This window comes from Streptomyces sp. NPDC090032 (assembly GCF_044748025.1).
In the GTDB taxonomy this organism is placed as follows: Bacteria; Actinomycetota; Actinomycetes; order Streptomycetales; family Streptomycetaceae; genus Streptomyces.
This window is the reverse complement of record NZ_JBIVFF010000017.1, coordinates 73,246-92,406: the sequence shown is the minus strand read 5'-3', so window position 1 is coordinate 92,406 and position 19,161 is coordinate 73,246. Positions and strand designations below refer to the sequence as shown.

General features: G+C 71.0%; 18 protein-coding genes. 12 read left to right on the top strand and 6 right to left on the bottom strand.

From position 1 onward, the window contains the following. Positions 1-150: 150 nt before the first annotated feature. The 6 genes from ACIPWY_RS34460 (at position 151) to ACIPWY_RS34435 (ending at position 7,048) form a co-directional block, all read left to right on the top strand. Positions 151-1,374: a cytochrome P450 gene (locus tag ACIPWY_RS34460; RefSeq protein WP_393702413.1), complete on the top strand. Its 1,224-nt coding sequence runs from the start codon at positions 151-153 to the stop codon at positions 1,372-1,374. Between the two features lie 581 nt (positions 1,375-1,955). Continuing rightward, positions 1,956-2,519 (top strand): winged helix-turn-helix domain-containing protein, encoded by a 564-nt coding sequence (locus ACIPWY_RS34455; protein WP_389545116.1) that lies wholly within the window; start codon positions 1,956-1,958, stop codon positions 2,517-2,519. A 73-nt stretch (positions 2,520-2,592) separates the two neighbouring features. Then, positions 2,593-3,441 carry an oxidoreductase gene (locus tag ACIPWY_RS34450; RefSeq protein ID WP_393702411.1) on the top strand — a complete coding sequence of 283 codons (849 nt, stop codon included), beginning with the start codon at positions 2,593-2,595 and terminating at the stop codon, positions 3,439-3,441. 74 nt (positions 3,442-3,515) lie between these two features. Then, positions 3,516-4,259 carry an aldo/keto reductase gene (locus ACIPWY_RS34445; protein WP_401536389.1) on the top strand — a complete coding sequence of 248 codons (744 nt, stop codon included), beginning with the start codon at positions 3,516-3,518 and terminating at the stop codon, positions 4,257-4,259. 154 nt (positions 4,260-4,413) lie between these two features. Further along, positions 4,414-6,414: a hypothetical protein gene (locus tag ACIPWY_RS34440; RefSeq protein WP_401536387.1), complete on the top strand. Its 2,001-nt coding sequence runs from the start codon at positions 4,414-4,416 to the stop codon at positions 6,412-6,414. Positions 6,415-6,544: 130 nt separating this feature from the next. Continuing rightward, positions 6,545-7,048, top strand: a complete 504-nt coding sequence (locus tag ACIPWY_RS34435) for a GNAT family N-acetyltransferase (protein WP_362907922.1) — start codon at positions 6,545-6,547, stop codon at positions 7,046-7,048. 153 nt (positions 7,049-7,201) lie between these two features. Here the strand turns inward: ACIPWY_RS34435 and ACIPWY_RS34430 are convergent, their stop codons facing one another. Together ACIPWY_RS34430 and ACIPWY_RS34425 are read right to left on the bottom strand one after the other, a co-directional pair. Next, a complete protein-coding gene (locus ACIPWY_RS34430) occupies positions 7,202-7,573 on the bottom strand; it encodes a MerR family transcriptional regulator (protein ID WP_393702407.1) in 372 nt (123 codons plus the stop codon). Positions 7,574-7,640: 67 nt separating this feature from the next. Next, positions 7,641-8,669 (bottom strand): MDR family NADP-dependent oxidoreductase, encoded by a 1,029-nt coding sequence (locus ACIPWY_RS34425; RefSeq protein ID WP_393702405.1) that lies wholly within the window; start codon positions 8,667-8,669, stop codon positions 7,641-7,643. 400 nt (positions 8,670-9,069) lie between these two features. Here ACIPWY_RS34425 and ACIPWY_RS34420 point away from each other — a divergent pair, with 400 nt between their 5' ends. The 4 genes from ACIPWY_RS34420 to ACIPWY_RS34405 all read left to right on the top strand — a co-directional run bounded on the left by ACIPWY_RS34420 (position 9,070) and on the right by ACIPWY_RS34405 (position 13,571). Next, positions 9,070-9,606: an NUDIX hydrolase family protein gene (locus tag ACIPWY_RS34420; protein WP_393702403.1), complete on the top strand. Its 537-nt coding sequence runs from the start codon at positions 9,070-9,072 to the stop codon at positions 9,604-9,606. A 142-nt stretch (positions 9,607-9,748) separates the two neighbouring features. Further along, positions 9,749-10,102: a DUF1330 domain-containing protein gene (locus ACIPWY_RS34415; RefSeq protein WP_362907926.1), complete on the top strand. Its 354-nt coding sequence runs from the start codon at positions 9,749-9,751 to the stop codon at positions 10,100-10,102. 121 nt (positions 10,103-10,223) lie between these two features. Continuing rightward, positions 10,224-10,655 carry a PPOX class F420-dependent oxidoreductase gene (locus ACIPWY_RS34410; protein ID WP_362907927.1) on the top strand — a complete coding sequence of 144 codons (432 nt, stop codon included), beginning with the start codon at positions 10,224-10,226 and terminating at the stop codon, positions 10,653-10,655. Positions 10,656-10,781: 126 nt separating this feature from the next. Next, complete coding sequence (locus ACIPWY_RS34405) at positions 10,782-13,571, top strand: SpoIIE family protein phosphatase (RefSeq protein WP_393702400.1); 2,790 nt, start codon at positions 10,782-10,784, stop codon at positions 13,569-13,571. A 7-nt stretch (positions 13,572-13,578) separates the two neighbouring features. On the opposite strand, the gene ACIPWY_RS34400 is transcribed toward ACIPWY_RS34405, so the two are convergent. The 3 genes from ACIPWY_RS34400 to ACIPWY_RS34390 are packed head-to-tail and all read right to left on the bottom strand — an operon-like array spanning position 13,579 to position 16,578. Next, positions 13,579-14,685, bottom strand: a complete 1,107-nt coding sequence (locus tag ACIPWY_RS34400) for a DUF6183 family protein (protein WP_393702398.1) — start codon at positions 14,683-14,685, stop codon at positions 13,579-13,581. Beyond that, entirely contained in the window at positions 14,682-15,122 is a 441-nt protein-coding gene (locus tag ACIPWY_RS34395; protein WP_362907930.1) for a hypothetical protein, read from the bottom strand. The genes ACIPWY_RS34400 and ACIPWY_RS34395 overlap by 4 nt, the downstream gene beginning before the upstream one ends. Before the next feature lie 37 nt (positions 15,123-15,159). Beyond that, positions 15,160-16,578, bottom strand: a complete 1,419-nt coding sequence (locus ACIPWY_RS34390; protein WP_393702396.1) for a hypothetical protein — start codon at positions 16,576-16,578, stop codon at positions 15,160-15,162. 61 nt (positions 16,579-16,639) lie between these two features. Here ACIPWY_RS34390 and ACIPWY_RS34385 point away from each other — a divergent pair, with 61 nt between their 5' ends. Beyond that, complete coding sequence (locus ACIPWY_RS34385; RefSeq protein ID WP_362907932.1) at positions 16,640-17,383, top strand: TetR/AcrR family transcriptional regulator; 744 nt, start codon at positions 16,640-16,642, stop codon at positions 17,381-17,383. Between the two features lie 84 nt (positions 17,384-17,467). Beyond that, positions 17,468-18,526, top strand: a complete 1,059-nt coding sequence (locus ACIPWY_RS34380) for a helix-turn-helix domain-containing protein (RefSeq protein ID WP_362907933.1) — start codon at positions 17,468-17,470, stop codon at positions 18,524-18,526. An 18-nt stretch (positions 18,527-18,544) separates the two neighbouring features. On the opposite strand, the gene ACIPWY_RS34375 is transcribed toward ACIPWY_RS34380, so the two are convergent. Further along, the gene (locus ACIPWY_RS34375) at positions 18,545-19,081 is read right to left on the bottom strand and encodes an RNA polymerase sigma factor (protein ID WP_390017520.1); all 537 of its coding nucleotides are present in this window, start codon (positions 19,079-19,081) and stop codon (positions 18,545-18,547) included. Positions 19,082-19,161: the final 80 nt, after the last annotated feature.

Sequence of the window (19,161 nt, the reverse complement as noted above, 5' to 3'; positions counted from 1 at the left end):
TTCGGGCGACCGGGCGCCCTCGGCCGACCGCCTCGAACCGGCCATGCCCGCCTGGCGCCCGTAATGATCTTGGATAGGTTCCTCAGGGCTCTCGCGCCGCGAGGCGCGCCGCTGTCCGGCCCTAGATTCCGACCAGGCAGGAGCCACTTCATGGGACCGCAACCCGTCGCACTCGACCCGGCCGGTGCCGACGTCCACGCCGAGGCCGCCCGGCTGCGCGCCTCGGGCCCGGCGACGCTCGTCCAACTCCCGGACGGCCCCGAGGCGTGGGCCATCACCAGCCACAGCCTGCTCAAGGACCTGCTGACCGACCCACGCGTGTCCAAGGACGCCCGCCGGCACTGGCCCGCGTGGCAGCGCGGCGAGTACCACGAGTCCTGGCTGGCCACCTGGGTCGGCGTGAACAACATGTTCACGGCGTACGGGAGCGACCACCGGCGGCTGCGCAAGCTCATCGCACCGGCGTTCACGGCGCGGCGTACCGACGCCATGCTGCCCTCGGTCGAGCGCATCACCACCACCCTCCTCGACGAACTCGGCACGCTGCCAAGCGGATCCGTCGTCGACCTACGGGAGACCTTCACGCACCAGCTGCCGATGCAGGTCATCTGCGAGCTGTTCGGTATCCCCGAGGGCGACACCCGCGCAGAACTGGCCAGGCTCTCCGAGATCATCATGACGTCCGTCGACCCGGAGGAGGCGGGCGCCGCGTACGTCGACGTCCAGGCGCTGCTGACGGGGCTCGCCGGCCTCAAGCGCGAGGAACCCGGGTCGGACCTGACCAGTGTGCTGGTCGCCGCGCGGGACGAGGAAGGCCACAGGATGACCGAACAGGAGCTGATCGACACGCTCCTGCTCGTCCTCGTCGCCGGCCACGAGACCACCGTCAATCTGATAGGCAACGCCGTTCACGCCCTGCTCACACACCCGGAACAGCTCGAGCTGGTCCGTGCGGGCGAGCTCTCCTGGAACGACGTGATCGAGGAGACCCTCCGCTGGGCCCCCAGCGTCGCCAACCTTCCGCTCAGGTTCGCCGTCGAGGACATCGAGATCCCGGACGGCCCCATCATCCGCAAGGGCGAGGCGATCCTGGCGTCGTTCGCGGGCACCGGGCGCGATCCGCAGCAACACGGGGACAGCGCCGACCGGTACGACGCACAGCGCCCGAGCGCCGAACACCTCAGCTTCGGCTACGGAGTCCACCGCTGCCTGGGCGCACCCCTGGCCCGGATGGAAGCGGAGATCGCCCTCCCGGCCCTCTTCGACCGCTTCCCCGACCTGGAACTCGCCCTGCCCGCAGCGTCGTTGGAACCGGCCGGCGGCTTCATCGTGGGGGGCCTGAAGGCGATTCCCATGAGGCTGACGAAGGCCTGACCCCGGATTCGGGCACGCGCGGCGGCCGGCCCTTCGCAAGCTCAGCCGGCCACCGCGCGCACCGGGACCGATGACCAGCCGCGCAGGCCCGTACGGACCGGGGCGAGATGACGTCCGCCATCGCGTCACGGTGTGCGCCGGTGGGTCGGTCTCCCGACCTCCCGACCTCCCGGCGTCGCGGTGTGCCGGCATCCCTACGTCCCGGCGCCGGAGCGTGGACGGGGCGCGGCTTCGGGCAGTGCGTCGCCGCTCGGAAATGTGTCCTGGGAAAGATCCCCCGCCGATCGCGTGGCCAGGAGCGGACGCGGTCGTTGGGCATCGCATGAACGACCCGCGCAAAAGCGTTCCTGCGCCCAGACCCCGTCACGCTGCCCCGCTGGGCACGAGCGGGGCCGTCTCGCCGACGCCCATCTACGACGCGCTCGTGCATCAATGGCGCGCCCTGCACCGGGAGGTCCCGCGCCCGCCCACCGCACGGCAGGGCTGGGTGCGCGTCGATCCTCAGGACCTGTTCCACCGTGGTTGAGGCAGTCTCACAAGAACCATTGCACAAGAGGTCTTGTGTAAGTAGTGTCGCCCGTATGGCCCCTCCGATCACCGATTCCCGGGTGCTGGCCGCGATGGCCCACCCGGTCCGTCGCCGTCTCCTCGACCTGCTCAAGCTCGACGGCCCTTCCACCGCCAGCGCACTGTCGCAGGCGACGGGCGAAGCCGTCGGCAATGTGAGTCACCACCTGAAGGCGCTGGCCGCCGCGGGGCTGATCGAGGAGGCGCCCGAACTCGCCCGCGACCGCCGCGAACGGTGGTGGCGGCGTACCACGCCGAAGTTGCTGTGGTCCTCCGTCGACTTCGCCGACGACGCGGCGGGGGAAGCTGTCGCGCACGCCGCCGAGTCCCTCAACCTCGAGCGGCAGATCAACCAGGTGCGCCGCTGGGCCGATCAGCCCCAGTCCGAGCAGCAGCGCTGGCCGCTCGGCCCCTTTGTCGCCGAGGTGTGGCTGCGGATGACCGATGCCGAACTCGCCCAGTTCAAGGACGAGATCGTGGAAGTCATGGACCGATGGGCCGACCGGGAACTCCCCGACGACGGCCAGAAGCGGGAAACCGTCTTCACCTTCGCCCGTGGCGTACCGGGGCGCCCGTAAGCCCGTACAGCGCGCATGGCGCGTACGACACCTGCGGCACATGCCGTCAGTCACGCCGACGAAAGCAGGAGACATGTCTGTTTGGTTCATCACCGGCGCTTCGCGCGGACTGGGTGCTCAGATCGTGCGGGAGGCGCTGGCGCGAGGGCATGAGGTCGTCGCCACGGCGCGAGATGCCGAGGCCGTTCGCCGTGCGTTCCCGGACGCGTCCGACGCCCTGCTCGCCGTCGACCTGGACGTCACCGAGGAGGCGACGATACGCACCGCGGTCGACGCCGCGCTCGCGCGCTTCGGCCGCATCGACGTCCTGGTCAACAACGCGGGGCGCGGCCTCCTCGGGGCGGTGGAAGAGGCATCGGACGCGGCCGTCCGTGCCGCGTTCGACATCAACGTCTTCGGGGTGCTCAGCACCCTGCGGGCCGTACTGCCCACGCTCCGGGCCCAGCGGTCGGGGCACGTGATCAACATCGGCTCGGTCGGTGGCTTCGCCACCGCTGCCGGCGTCGGCCTGTACGGCGCGACGAAGTTCGCCGTCGAAGGCATCACCGAGGCACTGCACGGCGAACTCGCCCCCTTGGGCATCCACGTCACCGTCGTCGAACCCGGCGGCTTCCGTACCGACTTCCTCGACGCGTCGAGCCTCTACACCGAACCCCACATGATCGACGACTACGCCCCCACCGCGGGCGCCACCCGCAAGGCCCTCGCGGACGTCAACCACCGCCAGCCCGGGGACCCCGCCAAGGCGGCAGCCGCCGTCGTCGGCCTGACCGGCACCCCGGAACCCCCGCTCCGCCTCGTTCTCGGCGCCGACGCCGTGGCCCGGATCGAGGCCAAACTCGACCTCGTCCAGCGCGAACTCGACCGGCACCGCACCCTGGCCATGTCGACGGACCTGGCGCCGTCGGACGACCCGGAATGACGTAGGCGCAGCAGCGTCGGACACCGGCCCGCAGGACCGCATGAGCGTGGAGTCGCGGGCGTCGCTTCACTCTCATGGGGAGGCATGAGTCGCTGATCGCCCGGGCGCTCGCGTCGTACGGCGGTGACACCTCGGGCGTGCTCGTCGGTGCGAAGGGCGGGGCGGCGCGCGGAGCCGATGGGGCGTGGCTGTTCGACGGCGACCCGGCGATCCTGAGGGAGTCGTGCGAGGGATCGCTCAAGCGCCTCGCAGTGGACGCCATCGGGCTCTACCAGCTGCACGTCCCCGACCCGAACGTGCCGTACGCCGATTCGGTGGGCGCGACGGGGAAGCTGTACGACGCGGGCAAGATCCGCGCGATCGGCATCTCGAACGTGAACTCCGATCAACGCCGCGTGGCCCACGGCATCGTCGGCGAGCGGCTGGTGTCCGTCCAGAACAACTTCTCGCCGGCGACCCACGAGAGCGGACCGCAACTGCGCCTCTGCGACGAACTCGGCATCGCGTTCCTTCTCTACAGCCCGCTGGGCGGCATCTCTTGTGCGGGTGCCCTGGGTTCGGCGCACGCGGCGTTCGCGAGCATCGCCGAGGCGCGGGGCGTCGGCCCTCAACAGGTCTGTCTGTCCTGGGAGTTGGCCAAATCCCCGGTCGTCGTCCCGATCCCCGGATCGTCCCGTCCGTCCGCCATCGAGGACTCGACGGCGGCAGCAGACCTCGCACTCACGGCCGCGGAACTGTCCGAACTCGACGCGGACCAGCCGGGCCCCAGCCGCCGCACCTCCATCGGCATGCTTGAAACTGCTCGAAAGTTTCATTGACCGAGCAATTTCAAGCAGATAGCTTTCCTTTGTCCTCAGATCGTCGGTTCCTCGCGCCCGCTCCCCTTGTCACTTCCCGGAACTGCGCGGGCGGACAGGGCGGCGGGCCGGCGGAGCCACCGGCCGCGCCCGCCCTCGTACAAGGAGAGTCACGTTGTCGGCGCGCTACCACCTGCGATTCCAGCTTCCTCCCCGCAAGGACCCGGCCGACGCGGTCTCGCACGCGACCGACCTGGCCCGGGCCTGCCAGGAAGCCGGAGTCGACGAAGTCGTTCTCCTGCTGGCCGCCGAGGAGGTGTTCGACGGCTATCTCTCCGGTGAGACCGAAGACCGCTGGTACGAGACCACGGCCGCGGTCAGCGGCATCCTGGGTGACGCCGGACTCGACGTCAGCCTCAACCCCTGGGTGACGGCCGGCCACGCGGACCGCGGCCGCAAGGACGCCCACGGCTTCCAGCCGATGGTCTCGCCCACCGGGCGGACCGCCGCCGCGCAGGCCTCCTTCGCCTGCCCCCGCTGGCGCGAATGGCTGTACGCCCACTACGGACGCTTCGCCGGACTCGGCCTCCGCGTGCTGTGGCTGGAGGACGACTTCCGGTATCACAACCATGCCCCGCTGGACTGGGGCGGCGGCTTCGAGACCCCCGTCCTGGACCGGCTGGCCGATCTCGTCGGCCGGCCTGTGACCCGCGACGAGGTCGTACGCGCGATCACCGAACCCGGCCCACCGCACCCCTGGCGCGCCCTCCTCCAGCAGGTGTGGCGCACCCTCCAGACAGAGATCGCCGAGCGGCTGAGCGAGGTCGTGGAGGAGCGTTCGGCGGGGCGGTCCCGGCTCGGGCTGATGAGCTCGCTGCCCGACGTCCACTCCGTCGAGGGCCGCGACTGGCCGGCGCTGTTCCAGGCACTGGCCGTACAGGGCCGCGCCACGCATCGCCCGCACTTCGCCCCGTACAGCGACAGTGCCCCGCGCTCACTCAGCAGCCAGATGTGGCTCCTGGAAACCCAGCGCGCGCTGCGGCCCGCCTGGGTCGAGTCCGAGCCGGAGATCGAGAACTGGCCGCACACCACCTGGTCGAAGTCGGACGTGCAGACGTGGTCCGAGATGACCACGGCCCAACTGTCCGGCGCGGACGCGCTGTTCCTCAACGTCCACCCGATGCAGGCCGGCCGCCCCGACCGCTTCCCCGGCACCGCTCGGCTGCTGCGCCGCTCGCGCCCGGCACTCGACTGGATCGCGGGGCGCCACACCAAACACGCCCGGACACTCGGTGTCGGGCTGCCGTACCGGCAGGACACGGCGGCTCACGTCCGCACCCGGTCCGGCAGTCTGGACGAGCTGCGCACCGGCCCGCGAGGCGCAGCCGACTTCCTCCTGCGGTACGGCGTCCCTGTCACCGCCTCGAAGGCTCCGGTGCAGGCTGTCTTCGGCACGACGGCCTGGGCGTTCGACGACGACGAGATCCGGGAGATGCTGGCGGGCGGGCTGCTGCTCGACGGGGTCGCGGCCGACGTGCTGACCCGGCGCGGATTCGGCGAACTCCTCGGTGTCCAGGTCGCCGAGGTCGTCGACCGCGAGGACGCACAGGCGGCGGACCCGTTCAGCTTCGAACAGATCACCCACCATCCCGATCCCGACATCGTCGGCACGCTGCTGAGCGTCAACACCCAGCCGGCACTGGCCCGCCTGATCCCGCATCCCGAGGCCGTGGTGTGGACGCACATCCTCACACCGGGGGAGGACGCATGGGGCGCCGGAAGCTGCGGATACGTCAATGAACTCGGCGGCCGTGTCGCCGTACTCGCCGCCACGGACCCCGCCGACCTGCCCCGGGACGACTTCGGTCAGCGCGTCACCCACGCCGTCGTCCGGTTCCTCGAAGGGCAGGCCCCGGCGCTGCCCCTGGTCAGCGGCGGACCGCACCTGATCCCGCACCTGTCGCACCAGGACGGGGTGACACGGCTCGCCATAACCAACGGGAGCTTCGATCCCGCTCTGCCCCACGTGGACGTCCCCACGCCACCTGGCGCGGTCTCGTCGGTCCGCCTCGACCCGCTGAAGAACCCGGAACCGGCGAGCGTGCTCCACGGCGCGGAAGGCATCGCGACGGAGACGGAACTCCCTCACCGGGCTTGGCTGATGCTGGCCTGGTGAGACCTCCCCCCCCCGGCCCTCTCGGTCCCTCCCGGCGGAGCGGGAGGCTCCGCGGCTTCGGAGGCCGGTCCGCCCGGTGGCACGGGGAAAATCACTTGATGCGCCCTCCTGGGGCGCAGAGGGTGCAGGCGTGACGACGGAACTCCGCCTAGAGGCGATCACCCCGGCCAACTTCGAGACGGCGATCGCTCTCAAGGTCCGGCCGGACCAGGAACACTTGGTCGCCCCGGTGGTGAAGTCCCTCGCGGAGGCCTACGTGCATCCCGGGGTGGCCTGGCCCCGGCTCATCGTGGACGGCCACCGGGCCGTCGGCTTCCTCATGGCCTTCTTCGACATCGATTTCGCGGGAGACGGTACGGGCAAGGATGTGCGCTCCGGACTCTGGCGCCTCAACATCGCGGCCGATGAACAGGGGCGCGGGTACGGCCGCTTCGCCGTCGGGTCCGTGGCCGACGAGATCCGGCGCCGCGGCGGAACCCGCCTCACGGCCACCTGGCACCCCGGCACGAGCGGCCCGGAGAACTTCTACCTGGGGCTCGGATTCCGGCTGACCGGCGAGACGAGCGGGGACCAGTCGGTAGGGGAGCTGGAACTGACACAGCAGTCCGCGACCGGCCGGTCCCGGACGGACTGACTCGGGGCGCCGGGCGCGTGCCTTGTCCGTACGGTCGGCGATGGGCGCGCTGGCATAGGGGCGCACCCGGATAGCCTCGCGGTCCGCTTCGCACGTACCGCGAGGCCCCACCACCGCATCACCCCGCGTGACGCGGGCGTTCCGCATCGGCGCTCACCCACCGCCGAATGCGCGTCGGGCGAGGTTCTCCCGTAGTCCGGCCAGCCGGTCGATCTCGGCGTCGAGGGCGGCGAGTCTGCGGCCCACGATCCCGGAGGCGGGGGATCCGGCTTCGCCGGACCCGCAGCGGGGCGGCGGGTTCTGCGCGAGCAGGTGGAGGCGATCGGCGCAGCTGCGCAGGTCCTCGACGGTGAGACCCAGCGCCAACAGGCCCCGGATGAAACGGACTTGGACGATCTCGGCGGACCCGTACTCGCGCTGGCCGGAGGCAGTGCGCTCCGGTGGGCGCAGCAGCCCGCGCTGCTCGTAGAACCGCAGCGCCCTGGGCGTCGTACCGGCGGCCGCGGCCGCTTCGCCGATCCGCATCCTGAACCACTCCCCGTCTCTCCGCCCGCCCGGGCCGGCCGGCCGAACGCGCGCCACGCCGCCACCGCTACAAGTCCACGACGACCGCCCCGAAATGCTTGCCCTCGATCATTTCCTGAAACGCTCCCGCAGCCCGATCGATGCCCGGGACCCGGGTATGGGGGAACGTGATGTCGCCGGATCGCAGCCAGTCACCGAAGCGTGCGGTCCACTCCTTCTCCACATCCGGGTGGTCCGCACCGGTGTAGCCCCGCAGCGAGATGCCCTTGACGACGAGGCGGAAGGCGTCGATCTCCACCGGTGAATTGCCGCCCGTCCGCTGGGGCGACATCTGTCCCGACAGCGTGCCGACCAGGGCGAACCGCGCGCCCTGGCGGGCCGCGTCGAGGGCCGCGACGAGTTGCTCGCCGGCGACGTTGTCGAGGAGGACGTCGATGCCTTCGGGGGCCGCCTCGGCGAGCTGGTCCGCAAGGGGCTGCCCGCAGCCGCGCAGCACGACAGCGTCGTATCCGAGCTCGGAGACGAGCCGTTCGGCCTTCGCGCGCGAGCCGGTGCTGCCGATGACCCTCCCCGCGCCCAGGATCCGGGCGATCTGCCCGGCGAGCGAGCCGACCGCTCCTGCTGCTCCCGTGACGAAGACGGTGTCGCCCTCGCGGATGCCGGCGAGGCGGGTCAGCGCTCCGTAGGCGGCCGAGCCGGGGGAGAGATACGCGACCGGGTCGGGGAGCGCGTCGCCCAATGCCGTGCAGCCGTCGGCGTCCACCAGGGCGTACTCGCGCCAGCCGAGCATGTGGGACACAAGGTCGCCGGGACGCAGCGGGCCGTCGCCGGGCGCCGAGACGACCTCGGCGACGGCGGGCCCGAACAGTGCGTCCCCGGCGCGCAGGGACGGCAGTTGCAGGCCGTCCACCTCCCCGCCGATCAGGGTCCTGAGGCCGGGGAAGACGAGGAAGTGCCGGTTGCGCACGAGGACTTGGCCCGGCCCCGGCTCGGGAAGGGGCGTCTCGGTGACGGTGAAGTGCCGCTCGGTGGGCAGCTCCGCCGGGATGGTGGCGAGACGGACTTCGCGGGTGGTGCGGGGCGTGGCTGCGGTCATGAGCGGCCTCCTCGGCGGACTCCGGGCCCCGGTGCGGCACGGGTCGGCCGCCGGGTGCGGCGACGCTAACCCCTGACCCGCACGTCAGGGTCAAGGCCCGATGGTGGGAAGACCACGTAGGCCGCCGGTGCGTCACGCTCGCCGTCGCCCCACGTGTCCGTCCGTTCGCGAGGCGTGGTTCCGATCAAGTCCGCAGTCTGTGAAACTTGAACAGTCACGCTCGTCGTGGCAGCCCCCGCCGTCCCATCCCCGTGACGGCGGGGCGCTACGCGACCACGTCACGGGGGAGTGTTCCGCCTCGTGCCGTTTGCCTGAATCCTGCACGACCGTCCGTCCCCGATCGGGGTGTTGCAGGGAGCGGCGTGCGTGACCCGGGAGGCGTTGAAAGTACGATCGCCCAATGTCTGATACGACCGAAACCACGCCCGGCTGGCTCACCTCCGAGGAACTTGAACTGGCGCGCTCACGCATGCCGATCCTGTACGTCGAAGCCGTACCGGTGCGAGTCGACAACAATGGTGAAGTCACCCACATCGGACTGTTGTTGCGCATCGGGCGGGACGGGACGGTCAGCCGTTCCTTCGTCTCCGGCCGGGTGCTGCACCACGAACGCGTCCGCGACGCGCTGCTGCGTCATCTGGAGAAGGACCTCGGCCCGGTGGCGCTGCCTCGCGTACCGGCGTCCTTGCAGCCGTTCACCGTCGCCGAATATTTCCCGACGCTCGGGGTCACGCCGTTCCACGACCCGCGCCAGCATGCCGTGTCCCTCGCTTACATCGTCCCCGTGACCGGTGACTGCCGCCCCCGGCAGGACGCGCTCGACCTGGTCTGGTTCACCCCGGAGGAGGCTTCGTCGCACGCGGTCCAGAACGAGATGCCGAGCGGGCACGGCGTCCTCCTGAAGCAGGCCCTCGCGTACGTGGGGGCCCTTTCCTGAGCAAGGGTGCCGGAGGCCGTCCCATGAACGCCTCGGCGCCCGCCTGGCAACTACCTCAGAGGTAATCGACCCTCACATGCCCGCGGGCTACGTTCAGGTTCTCGTCCTCGCACCGCGAGGACCTGAACGAGGGAGCCCGCCCGTGCCCGCCTATGGCTTCGCGCATCTCCGCAGCCGCCGGCATCACGCCGACATCATCGAGTACCTGGAGCGCATCCAGGCCACGCTCGATCCCTTCGACGGCCGCTTCGTCATCCATGGTCCGCCCGCCGAAGTGGTCGAGGGGAGCTGGCCCGGCAGCATGGTGCTCATCGAGTTCCCCGGCCTCGCCGAGGCCCGTGCCTGGTACAACTCGCCCCCGTACCAGGCCATTCTGCGGCTTCGGGCCGACCATATCGAGGGTGATCTGCTGCTGATCGAGGGCGTCGGACCGGACTACGACCCGGCCGACCGGGCCACGAAACTGCGTACGGACGCGGTGCGGTCGAGCGAGTAGGGCAGGCCGGAAGGCGTCTGCGATGCGGTGGTGGGGTGTCTTCGGATGTCCCGGGTGTCTTCGGATGTCTTCGGCCGGCCAAGGGGGAATAGCGGCGTCGGGGCGAGACTTGATTGTGAATATGACCGACACTTCGTTCAGCCCGCGCACGCTGCTCGCCCAGAGCCGACTCGGTGTCCTCGCCACGATCAAGTCGGACGGTCTGCCGCAGCTTTCCCCCGTCATGCCCTTCTACGACGAGGAGGCCGGTCTGCTCCACGTCTCGATGACCGAGGGACGCGCCAAGACGGCGAATCTGCGCCGTGACCCGCGCGCCGCGCTGGAGGTCACCAGCGCCGACGGCTGGTCATGGGCCACTGCCGAGGGCCCGGTGACGCTCGTCGGACCGGGAACCGACCCGAACGGCCCCGAGGTCGAGGCCCTCGTGAGCTACTACCGCGCCGCTTCCGGCGAGCACCCCGACTGGGACGAGTACCGGTCGGTGATGGTGTCGGACCGCAGGGTGCTCATGACGATGACGGTCGAGCGCGTGTACGGGTCCCAGGCCGGCTGACGCGTTCGCCGGGTCACTCCTCGTGAGCGAACCCTCCTGGGAGGATGCCGTCCGCCACGGCTGCGTGCCGCTCGGGGGTCCGGCGCGCTCTTCGCCCCTGTTTACGCAGGGTGTTACAAAGGGGATATGACGCAGTCTCTCGGGCGGCCTGCCGCCCGACAGGAGGGCGCCGTTCTCGGGGAGCCACGGCCCTCCTGGGGACAGAGCCTCCGCTCCCTCGTCAGCGTGCACAGCGTCGCAGGCCAGGTGTTTCTGCTGCAGCTGACACTGACCGTGCTGCTCGTCGTCGCGGCCGGCACGGCACTCGTGCTCCAGGCGAGGGACTTCACCATGGAGGAGGCCACGCAGCGCACGGTCTCGACCGCGGAGGCGTTCGCCCACTCCCCGGGGACGCTGAGCGCCATGAAGTCCGCCGACCCCGGAGCGCGGCTCCAGCCCACCGCGGAGGCGGCCCGCAAGGCAACCGGCGTCGACTACGTCGTGGCGTTCAACCCGGCGGGCATCCGCTGGACACACCCCGACCCGAGCCTGATCGGCAAGCGCGTGATCGGCTCGTTCGAGCCCGCGCTCGCGGGTCACACCATGACCGCCACCTTCCGTACCTCCGTCGGCCTCGCCGTGAACGCGACGGTCCCGGTCATCGACACCGACGGCTCCGTGGTCGGCCTCGTGAGCGTCGGGATCACCGTGGACAACGTGAACGCCGGGGTGTCGGACAGACTGCCTCTGCTGCTGGGGTCCGCCGTGGGCGCGCTACTGGTCGTGACGGCCGGGTCGGTTCTCGTGAGCAGGAGGCTGCGGCGCCAGACCCATGGCCTGGATCCCACTGAGCTCTCGCGGATGTACGAGCACCACGACGCCGTCCTGCACGCCGTGAAGGAGGGCGTGCTCATCACCAGCGGCGACGGCCGCCTGCTGCTCGCCAACGACGAGGCGAAACGGCTCCTGGACCTGCCCCCGGGTGCGGAAGGGCGCAGCATCGCGGACCTCGGTCTCGCACCGCCCCTGGCCGAACTCCTCGTCGCCGAACGAGTCGTGACCGACGAGGTGCACCGTGCGGGCGACCGCCTGCTCGCGGTGAACGTGCGCTCGACCGCCCTCTACGGCGGGCCGGCCGGAAACGCCGTGACGCTGCGGGACTCCACCGAGCTTCGGGCCCTCGCGGGCAGGGCCCAGTCGGCCAGGGAGCGTCTGCAGCTCCTCTACGACGCGGGCGTGCGCATCGGTACGACGCTGGACGTCGTACACACCGCGGAAGAACTTGCCGATGTCGCCGTTCCCCGCTTCGCGGACGCCGTCACCGTCGAGCTCCTGGACAGCGTCATCAGGGGCGGCGAGCCCAGCGGAGACACCACCGAAATGCGCCGCACGGCGGTCACGGGCATGACGCGCAAGGACGTCTTCTACCCGGTGGGCGAACTGATCCGGTTCGCCCCCGCGACGCCGATGGCGCAGTCCATGGGCAACGGCCACGCGGTGCTCGAGGCCGATCTGAGCGAGACCGGCGGCTGGCGGACCCAGAACCCCGAGCGGGCCCGGCGGATTCTGGATCACGGCATCCGCTCCCTGATCAGCGTGCCCCTGAGGGCGCGCGGCGTCGTGCTCGGCCTCGCGGACTTCTGGCGCCTGGAGAGCACCGGGCCCTTCGAGTCGGAGGACCTGTCCACCGCCGAGGAGCTGGCGGCCCGCGCCGCCGTGGCGATCGACAACGCCCGCCGCTTCACCCGGGAACACTCCATGGCCGTCACGCTGCAGCGCAGTCTGCTGCCCGGAGCGCTCCCCGAGCAGTCCGCGCTCCAGGTCGCCCACCGGTACCTCCCGGCCGAAGCGGGGGTCGGCGGCGACTGGTTCGACCTCATCCCGCTGCCCGGCGCCCGCGTCGCGCTGGTCGTCGGTGATGTCGTGGGGCACGGCGTACGCGCGGCGGCCACCATGGGACAACTGCGTACCGCCGTCCACAACTTCTCGTCCCTCGACCTGACCCCTGACGAACTCCTGATCCACCTCGACGAACAGGTCGCCCGCATCGACGCCGAAGCCGTGCGCGACGGTGACGGCGACGGCGTGGGTGTCGTCGGGGCGACCTGCCTGTACGCGATCTACGACGCGGTCACCGGGCACGTGACGATGGCCTCGTCCGGTCACCCCGGACCGGCGGTGGTCCGCCCCGACGGCACCGTCACCTTCCTCGACGTTCCCGTGTCCCCGCCCCTCGGACTCGGCGGCAGCATGCCGATGGAGACCCTCGAACTGTTCCTGCCCGAAGGCTCCCGGCTCGTGCTGTACACCGACGGCCTGATCGAGGGCCGCCACCGCGACTTCGACACCGGCATCGAGCTGCTGCGCGCTGCCCTGACCACCGCCGGGGCGGACCGGACACCCCAGGAGACCTGCACGGACGTTCTCGACGCCGTGCTGCCGGAACGGCCCGACGACGACATCGCCCTGATGGTGGCCCGCACCCGGCTCCTCGACCCCGGGCGGGTCGCCGAGTGGGCCGTGCCCTCCGATCCGGAGGCCGTGGCCACCGTACGCGCCGCGTGCCTGCGCCAGCTCGACGCGTGGGGCCTCGACGGGATCGCGTTCACCGCCGAGCTCGTCCTCAGCGAACTGATCACCAACGCCATCCGCTACGGCACCCAGCCCATCAAGGTCCGCATGCTGTACGACCGCAACCTCATCTGCGAGATCTCCGACGGCAGCAGCACAGCACCGCATCTGCGCCGGGCCGCCACCACCGACGAGGGCGGACGGGGGCTGTTCCTCGTCGCCCACTACACGGAACGCTGGGGCACGCGCTATCCGCCGCGCGGCAAGGTGATCTGGGCCGAGCTGTCCCCGCACGCAGGAGAGCAGGAGCTCGTCCCCGACCTCGGCGACGACTTCCTGGACCAGTGGGCCGAACCAGATATCTGATGGGGCGTCAGTCGGTGTCGGTGGCGGCGAGGACGGCGAGCCGCCGACGGTCGGGCGAGAGCGCGGCGATGCCGTAGTCGGAGCCGCAGTCGTTGTGGAACCACTCGGCGTCGGCCTCGAATTGGAACCACGTGCTCTGGCCCGCCCGGCGTTCGACCTCCTCGGCGCTCGCGCCCGCGGTGGCTCCGCTGAGGCCCGCCAGCGAGTGCCACGCCCAGAGCCGTCCGTAGGCACCCTGGACGCCCGTGCCGTACATGCCGCCCATCGACGCCGTGGCGAAGAGCAGCCGCCATATCTCGTCCACCGGGCGGATCGCGATCTCGAAGCGGCCCGTGGGGCCGAGTCCGTGGACGCAGGGCATGGGAAGCGTCGGCAGCAGAGCCGGCACCTGCTCCGGTGCGATGGCCTCGTCGAGCCTGAAGACCCACGCCCCTTGGTCGCCCCACTCTCCGGCCTCCGGTGCGGCGACGATGCTCTCGTACACGTCCTTGGTGGCGACGTCCTGAAGGTCACAGCGGTCGGTCGCGCGTGGCGTGGGCGGATCCATCCGGCCCTCGGTGGGCAGGACCGACCCGCTGCCGCCGGCGCAGCCGCGCAGCGAGCGGCGGGGGAAGTCGACGACTGCCTCCATGGCGCGACGCTCCGCCGGCAGCCAGGTGAGGGCATGCCGGCCCGGCCGGACGATCGTCCAGGTGCGCAGTGGACGAAAGGCATCGATGTCCACTCCGCGAAGGACCAATTCGTGGAAGAGACAGGCGCGCAGCTCGTCGAGGCGGTCCGCGCGGGGACGGTCGAACACGGTGGCCGCCAGATCGGCGGGGTCCTGGTGCTCGGCGAGGAGCGAGGCGACGAAGCGTGGGTGAACGGGGCCCGCGGACTCTTCCTCGAGGAGCCGCAGCAGTTGCGTCAGGCTGTCATGCCCGGGGGTGAGAGCGAGGACCCGTACGACATGGTCCAGATCGCGTCCGTACTCCCTTGCCTGCTCGGCGGCGGCCTCGCGCCGGTCGGCGAGGCGCGCCCCCAACTCCCGCAGATACGAAGTGTCACCGCGCGCCGCGCGCTGCTCGACGTGATCCCGGTCGAGAGAGCCGAGGCCATCCATTGCGTCTGTCACGGTCGGTCACCCTGCGGGGCGGGGATCGCGGAGGGTCGCCGTGTCACGACCACGATCTGGACCTCGTCCTCGTAGATGACCTGGCCCGGGTCGGCGGACCGGACCAGGCGGCATTCGACGCCATGCGCCGCGAGGATTTCCAGGTAGCCGCCGACGCGTTCTATGAGGTGCGTCGCCGTCGGCTTGAACCAGGCCGTGGCGGTGGGGTTGACCGCCGGGTCGTAGACCGACGGATCCGTCTTCGAGGGGTCGGGGTACGCGAGGTCGTACCAGGCGTTGTTCTCGAGCCGGAAGCGCTCCTGCTCCTCGCTGAGCCTGCCCGCCCGGCCGAGGCGGTTGACCAGCCCGAACACGCCCGTGAAGTGTCCCCGTTCGTTCGGCGTGACTGCCTGGAAACGTACGAACTCGGCGGGGTCGCCGCTGCCTGGAGTTGTCATCGGGTGATCTTCGCATGCCTGAACCGGACGGTCCTCGCTACACATCTCCCAGGAACACCGGGGTCACGGACACGGGGAAACGGACGAGCGTCCCGTCCCGCGTCACGGGTACGGCGACCCCGAACGCATCCACGGCGTGAACCTCCGCATGCGGCCACGGGCGCTCGATCCACGTGGGCGGCTCGTCCTCGCCGGTGAACACGTCCCCTGCCGTCCACACGACCTCCAGGGGGCCGCGCCCTGGCCGTGACACCTCGAAGACATACCGGTCCGGACGTTCCCCGGCTTCGATGCGGCGCACCTCGTCGGCACCGTCCAGATGTCCGGCCAGGCGGGCGAACGCGTCGGCCGAGGGGTGACGTACGGTCAGATCCGGTCCGTCGTAGTCGAGCAGGGCCAGCTTGCCGAACAGGAAGCCCATCATGTTGAGGCGGTCGTGGTAGCCGGGGATCTCGGGTGCCAGGTTCCAGCAGACGGTGCGGGTCACTCCGGCGGCCAGGGCGAGAACGTTGCGGGTCACGACCTGGCGGCAGTTGATCCGGTCCCTGAGCGCGGCGAGTTCCGCGGGGCAGTCCTCCAGGAACATCCGCAGCGAGTCGGGGAGTTCGGCCTCCCGGTCATACAGCGCCCGCATGGTGCTGCGGTCCGGTGGCTCAGCCTCCGCACCGGTGGTGGGGGACCCGAACGCCGCCATCATCTCCCCCTGGAACGCGGCCTGGGCCTCGGGGAACTCGAACAGGGTCGGCCCGTTGTACTCGCCGGCCACCACAGGCCGTTCGTAGCCGTGCCGCCGCATCATCGCGCGCACGGACTCCACGTGTTCCGGGATGTCGTGCGGGTCGCCGTACAGGTGCACGGAGAAGAGATCGAACGCGTCGCGGCCGTGCTCCACCACGTGCTCGAAGAAGGCGCGCTCCTCGCTTTCGGGCGGGCTCGACAGCACGTCGTAGCCGCAGCCGCCGAGGACGGTCCGGGCGCCGGGGTCGGCGTCGCGCACCGCGCGATGGAAGGCCGTCAGCTGCTCGACGTACTCGGGGGCGGTGCCGTCCCAGAGCAGGCCCGTATTGCTCGGCTCGTTGTTGCACTGCCAGTAGTCGACACGGCCCCTGCAGCGGGTCACCAGGCGGCTCACGAAGCGCGCGTACCGCGCGTTGTCCTGTGCAGGCGACGACGGCAGGAACGCCGATGGGTTCCGTGTGGCCCAGGGCGAGCTCGAACAGACCGTGATCCACGCCTCGTCGGCCGGGTCCAACTGGTCGAGGATCGCGTCCACCACGGTCCAGTCGTAGTGGCCGGGCTCCGGCTCGACCTGCCCCCAGTAGACGTAGACACGCACCAGCGTGCCGCCCAGCGCCCGGATCTGCGGGACGAAGGGATCCGGCTTGCCGAACATGCCGTAACTGATCCCCCGGACGATACCGAGCCGGATCCCGCTGGGTGCGGCGGTCGGGTTCATGGCGCTCTCCTCACGCTTACGTTTATGTCATAAACTCTAGCTGATGACGTAAACTCCAGCCATGGAGGACGAACGGACAGCGGCCGGAGACTTCGGTACGCCCTTGATCTGGACCCGTGCGGAGCCGTCGAAGCGCCGGCAGAGCCCCCTGGAGCGGGACGACATCGTCCGGGCCGCGACGGCCGTCGCCGACGAGGGCGGAGCGGAGGCCCTGACCATGGCCGCGGTCGCCCGGCGCCTCGGGCCGTACACGCCGATGGCGCTGTACCGCCACGTGATGAGCAAGGACGGGCTCGTCGACCTGATGCTCGACGCCGCCACCGCGGAGATTCCCGTGCCCGCGGAGCCGGGGCCCGACTGGCGGGCCGACCTGCGGGAGATCGCGACGCAGAGCTGGGCGATGGCGAAGCGGCACCTGTGGTTCGCCCAGCTCGTCCCGACCCGCCCCCCGCTGGGTCCCCACATGCTGCGCCGCACCGAGTTCCAGCTGCGTGTGCTCGTGGAGCGCGGCGCCGCACTGGGGGAGGCCGTCGCGTACGCCGCCCTCCTCGACCGCCATGTCTTCGGGGGCGCACAGCAGGAGGCCGAGGAACACGCCATGCGCCGCCGGTTGGGAATCGACACTCCGCAGCGGCTGGCCGCGGCGGTCAACGCGGTCGGAGGAGTGGCGGAACGGGGCGGGCACGAACTGCTCGCGCGATGGATGAAGGAACCGTCCGGGCCCGATATGGACGAGCAGTTCGCGCTCAGCCTGACGTTCCTGCTCGACGGCATCGAAGCGCGTCTGCCGAACTCGCAGAAGTGAGAGGTGGTCGCGCCCCCGAGCTACAACAACCCCGGACCTGCGCTAAAAAGACGACAGCAACTCATCAAGATTCCGGGGGCGAACATGGCGGACCAGGACATACCCGACGCATTTCTCGACGGATACGCCCGCATCCTCGCCGAAGCCGCCGCCACCGGAAGGCGTCTGACCCGCGACGAACTCGAATCCCGCCGCGCCGTGGGCGAGCGCGCCGCCGAAGCGGGCCACGGCCTGCGCGCCCTGGTCGGCGCACACCTGGACGCGACGCGCACACACTGGCCGGCCGCGGCGGCGTCGCCCGACAGGGTGCTCGCCACCGTCGCGCAGGCCGTCGACGCCTTCGCCGAGGGCTACGAGAGAGCGCAGCGTCTCGCCGTACGCCGGGAGGAGGCCGCACGCCGGGAGTTCATCGACGACCTTCTGTACGGACGCAGTGACCTCGGCCTGATCGCCCAGCGCGCCGAACGCTTCGGGCTGCGCCTGTCGTTCGAGCACGTGGTCGCCGTCGCGCAGGGGACCGTCGCCTACGACGAGTCGGACGCCGTCCCGCGAGAGGTGGAGCGTGCGCTCATCGGCCGCTTCGGAGACCGCAGCATTCTGCTGACCACCAAGGACGGCCGTCTCGTGTGTGTCGCCCCGGGCGACCAGGAAGAGGTCCTCGCGTTCTTCGCCAAGCAGGCCTACGCCGCGACCGACGGGTGCCAGGTGGCCATCGGCCGCCCGCAGCCGGGCGCCGGCGGCGTCGTCCAGTCGTACGAGGAGGCGCTCAACGCCCTGGACCTCGCCGAACGTCTGGAGCTCGACGCCCCGCTCCTGCGCGCCGCCGACCTCCTCGTCTACCCGGTCCTCACCCGCGACCGTCAGGCGATGGCCGACCTCGTGCACAGCGTGCTGGGCCCGATGAGAGACGCCCGCGGGGGAGCGCAGCCTCTCCTCGACACGCTCACCGCCTACTTCGACGCGGGGTGCGTCGGCGCCGAGGCGGCCCGGAGACTGTCGCTGAGCGTGCGCGCACTCACGTACCGGCTGGAACGGATTCACCAGCTGACCGGCGCCGACCCGTCGGACCCGGTCCACCGCTACACACTGCAGACCGCGGTGATCGGAGCGCGCCTCCTCGACTGGCCGTCCGTCGACTTCTGACCTTTGGCGACGCGCGGGCTACGCGTCGACGGACGCCCGCAGCCGGGCCCTCGCCCGCGACAGGCGTGAGCGGACCGTGCCCGGAGCCACGCCCAGAATCTCCGCGGCGGCCTCGGAGTTGAGCTCCGACCAGCCGCACAGCAGGACGACATCGCGCTCCGCACGGTTCAGCCGGCCCAGCGCCGTGCGGGCGGCGGCGACCTGTTCGGCGTCCGCGATGCGGTCGACCACCTCGTCAGCGAAGTCCGGCAAGTGCTCGCGGGCGGGCAGCCGGGCCAGGGCCGCGCGGTGACGGCGGGCCGAGCGGGTCTGGTTGCGCAGGACGTTCAGGCCCACACCCAGGACGAACGGCCGCAGCGGGGCTTCCTCGTGGCGCACCGTCCGCCGCAGCCGCCATATCTCCAGAAAGGTGAGCGAGACGACGTCCTCGGCCTGCGCCCAGTCGCCCGTCGCCCGCAAGGCCATGCGGTGCACCTCGGGAGAGGTGTCGTCGAAGAGCTCCGCGAAGGCGTCGGCGTCGCCCGCCCTGATCCGGGCGCGCAGTGAGTCCTCCATGACCGCATGTCTCCGTTCCGCGGCAGCCGTTGCGTGAGCCACGCCATCGTGCCGGGCGCCGGCGCAACACCGAACGACGC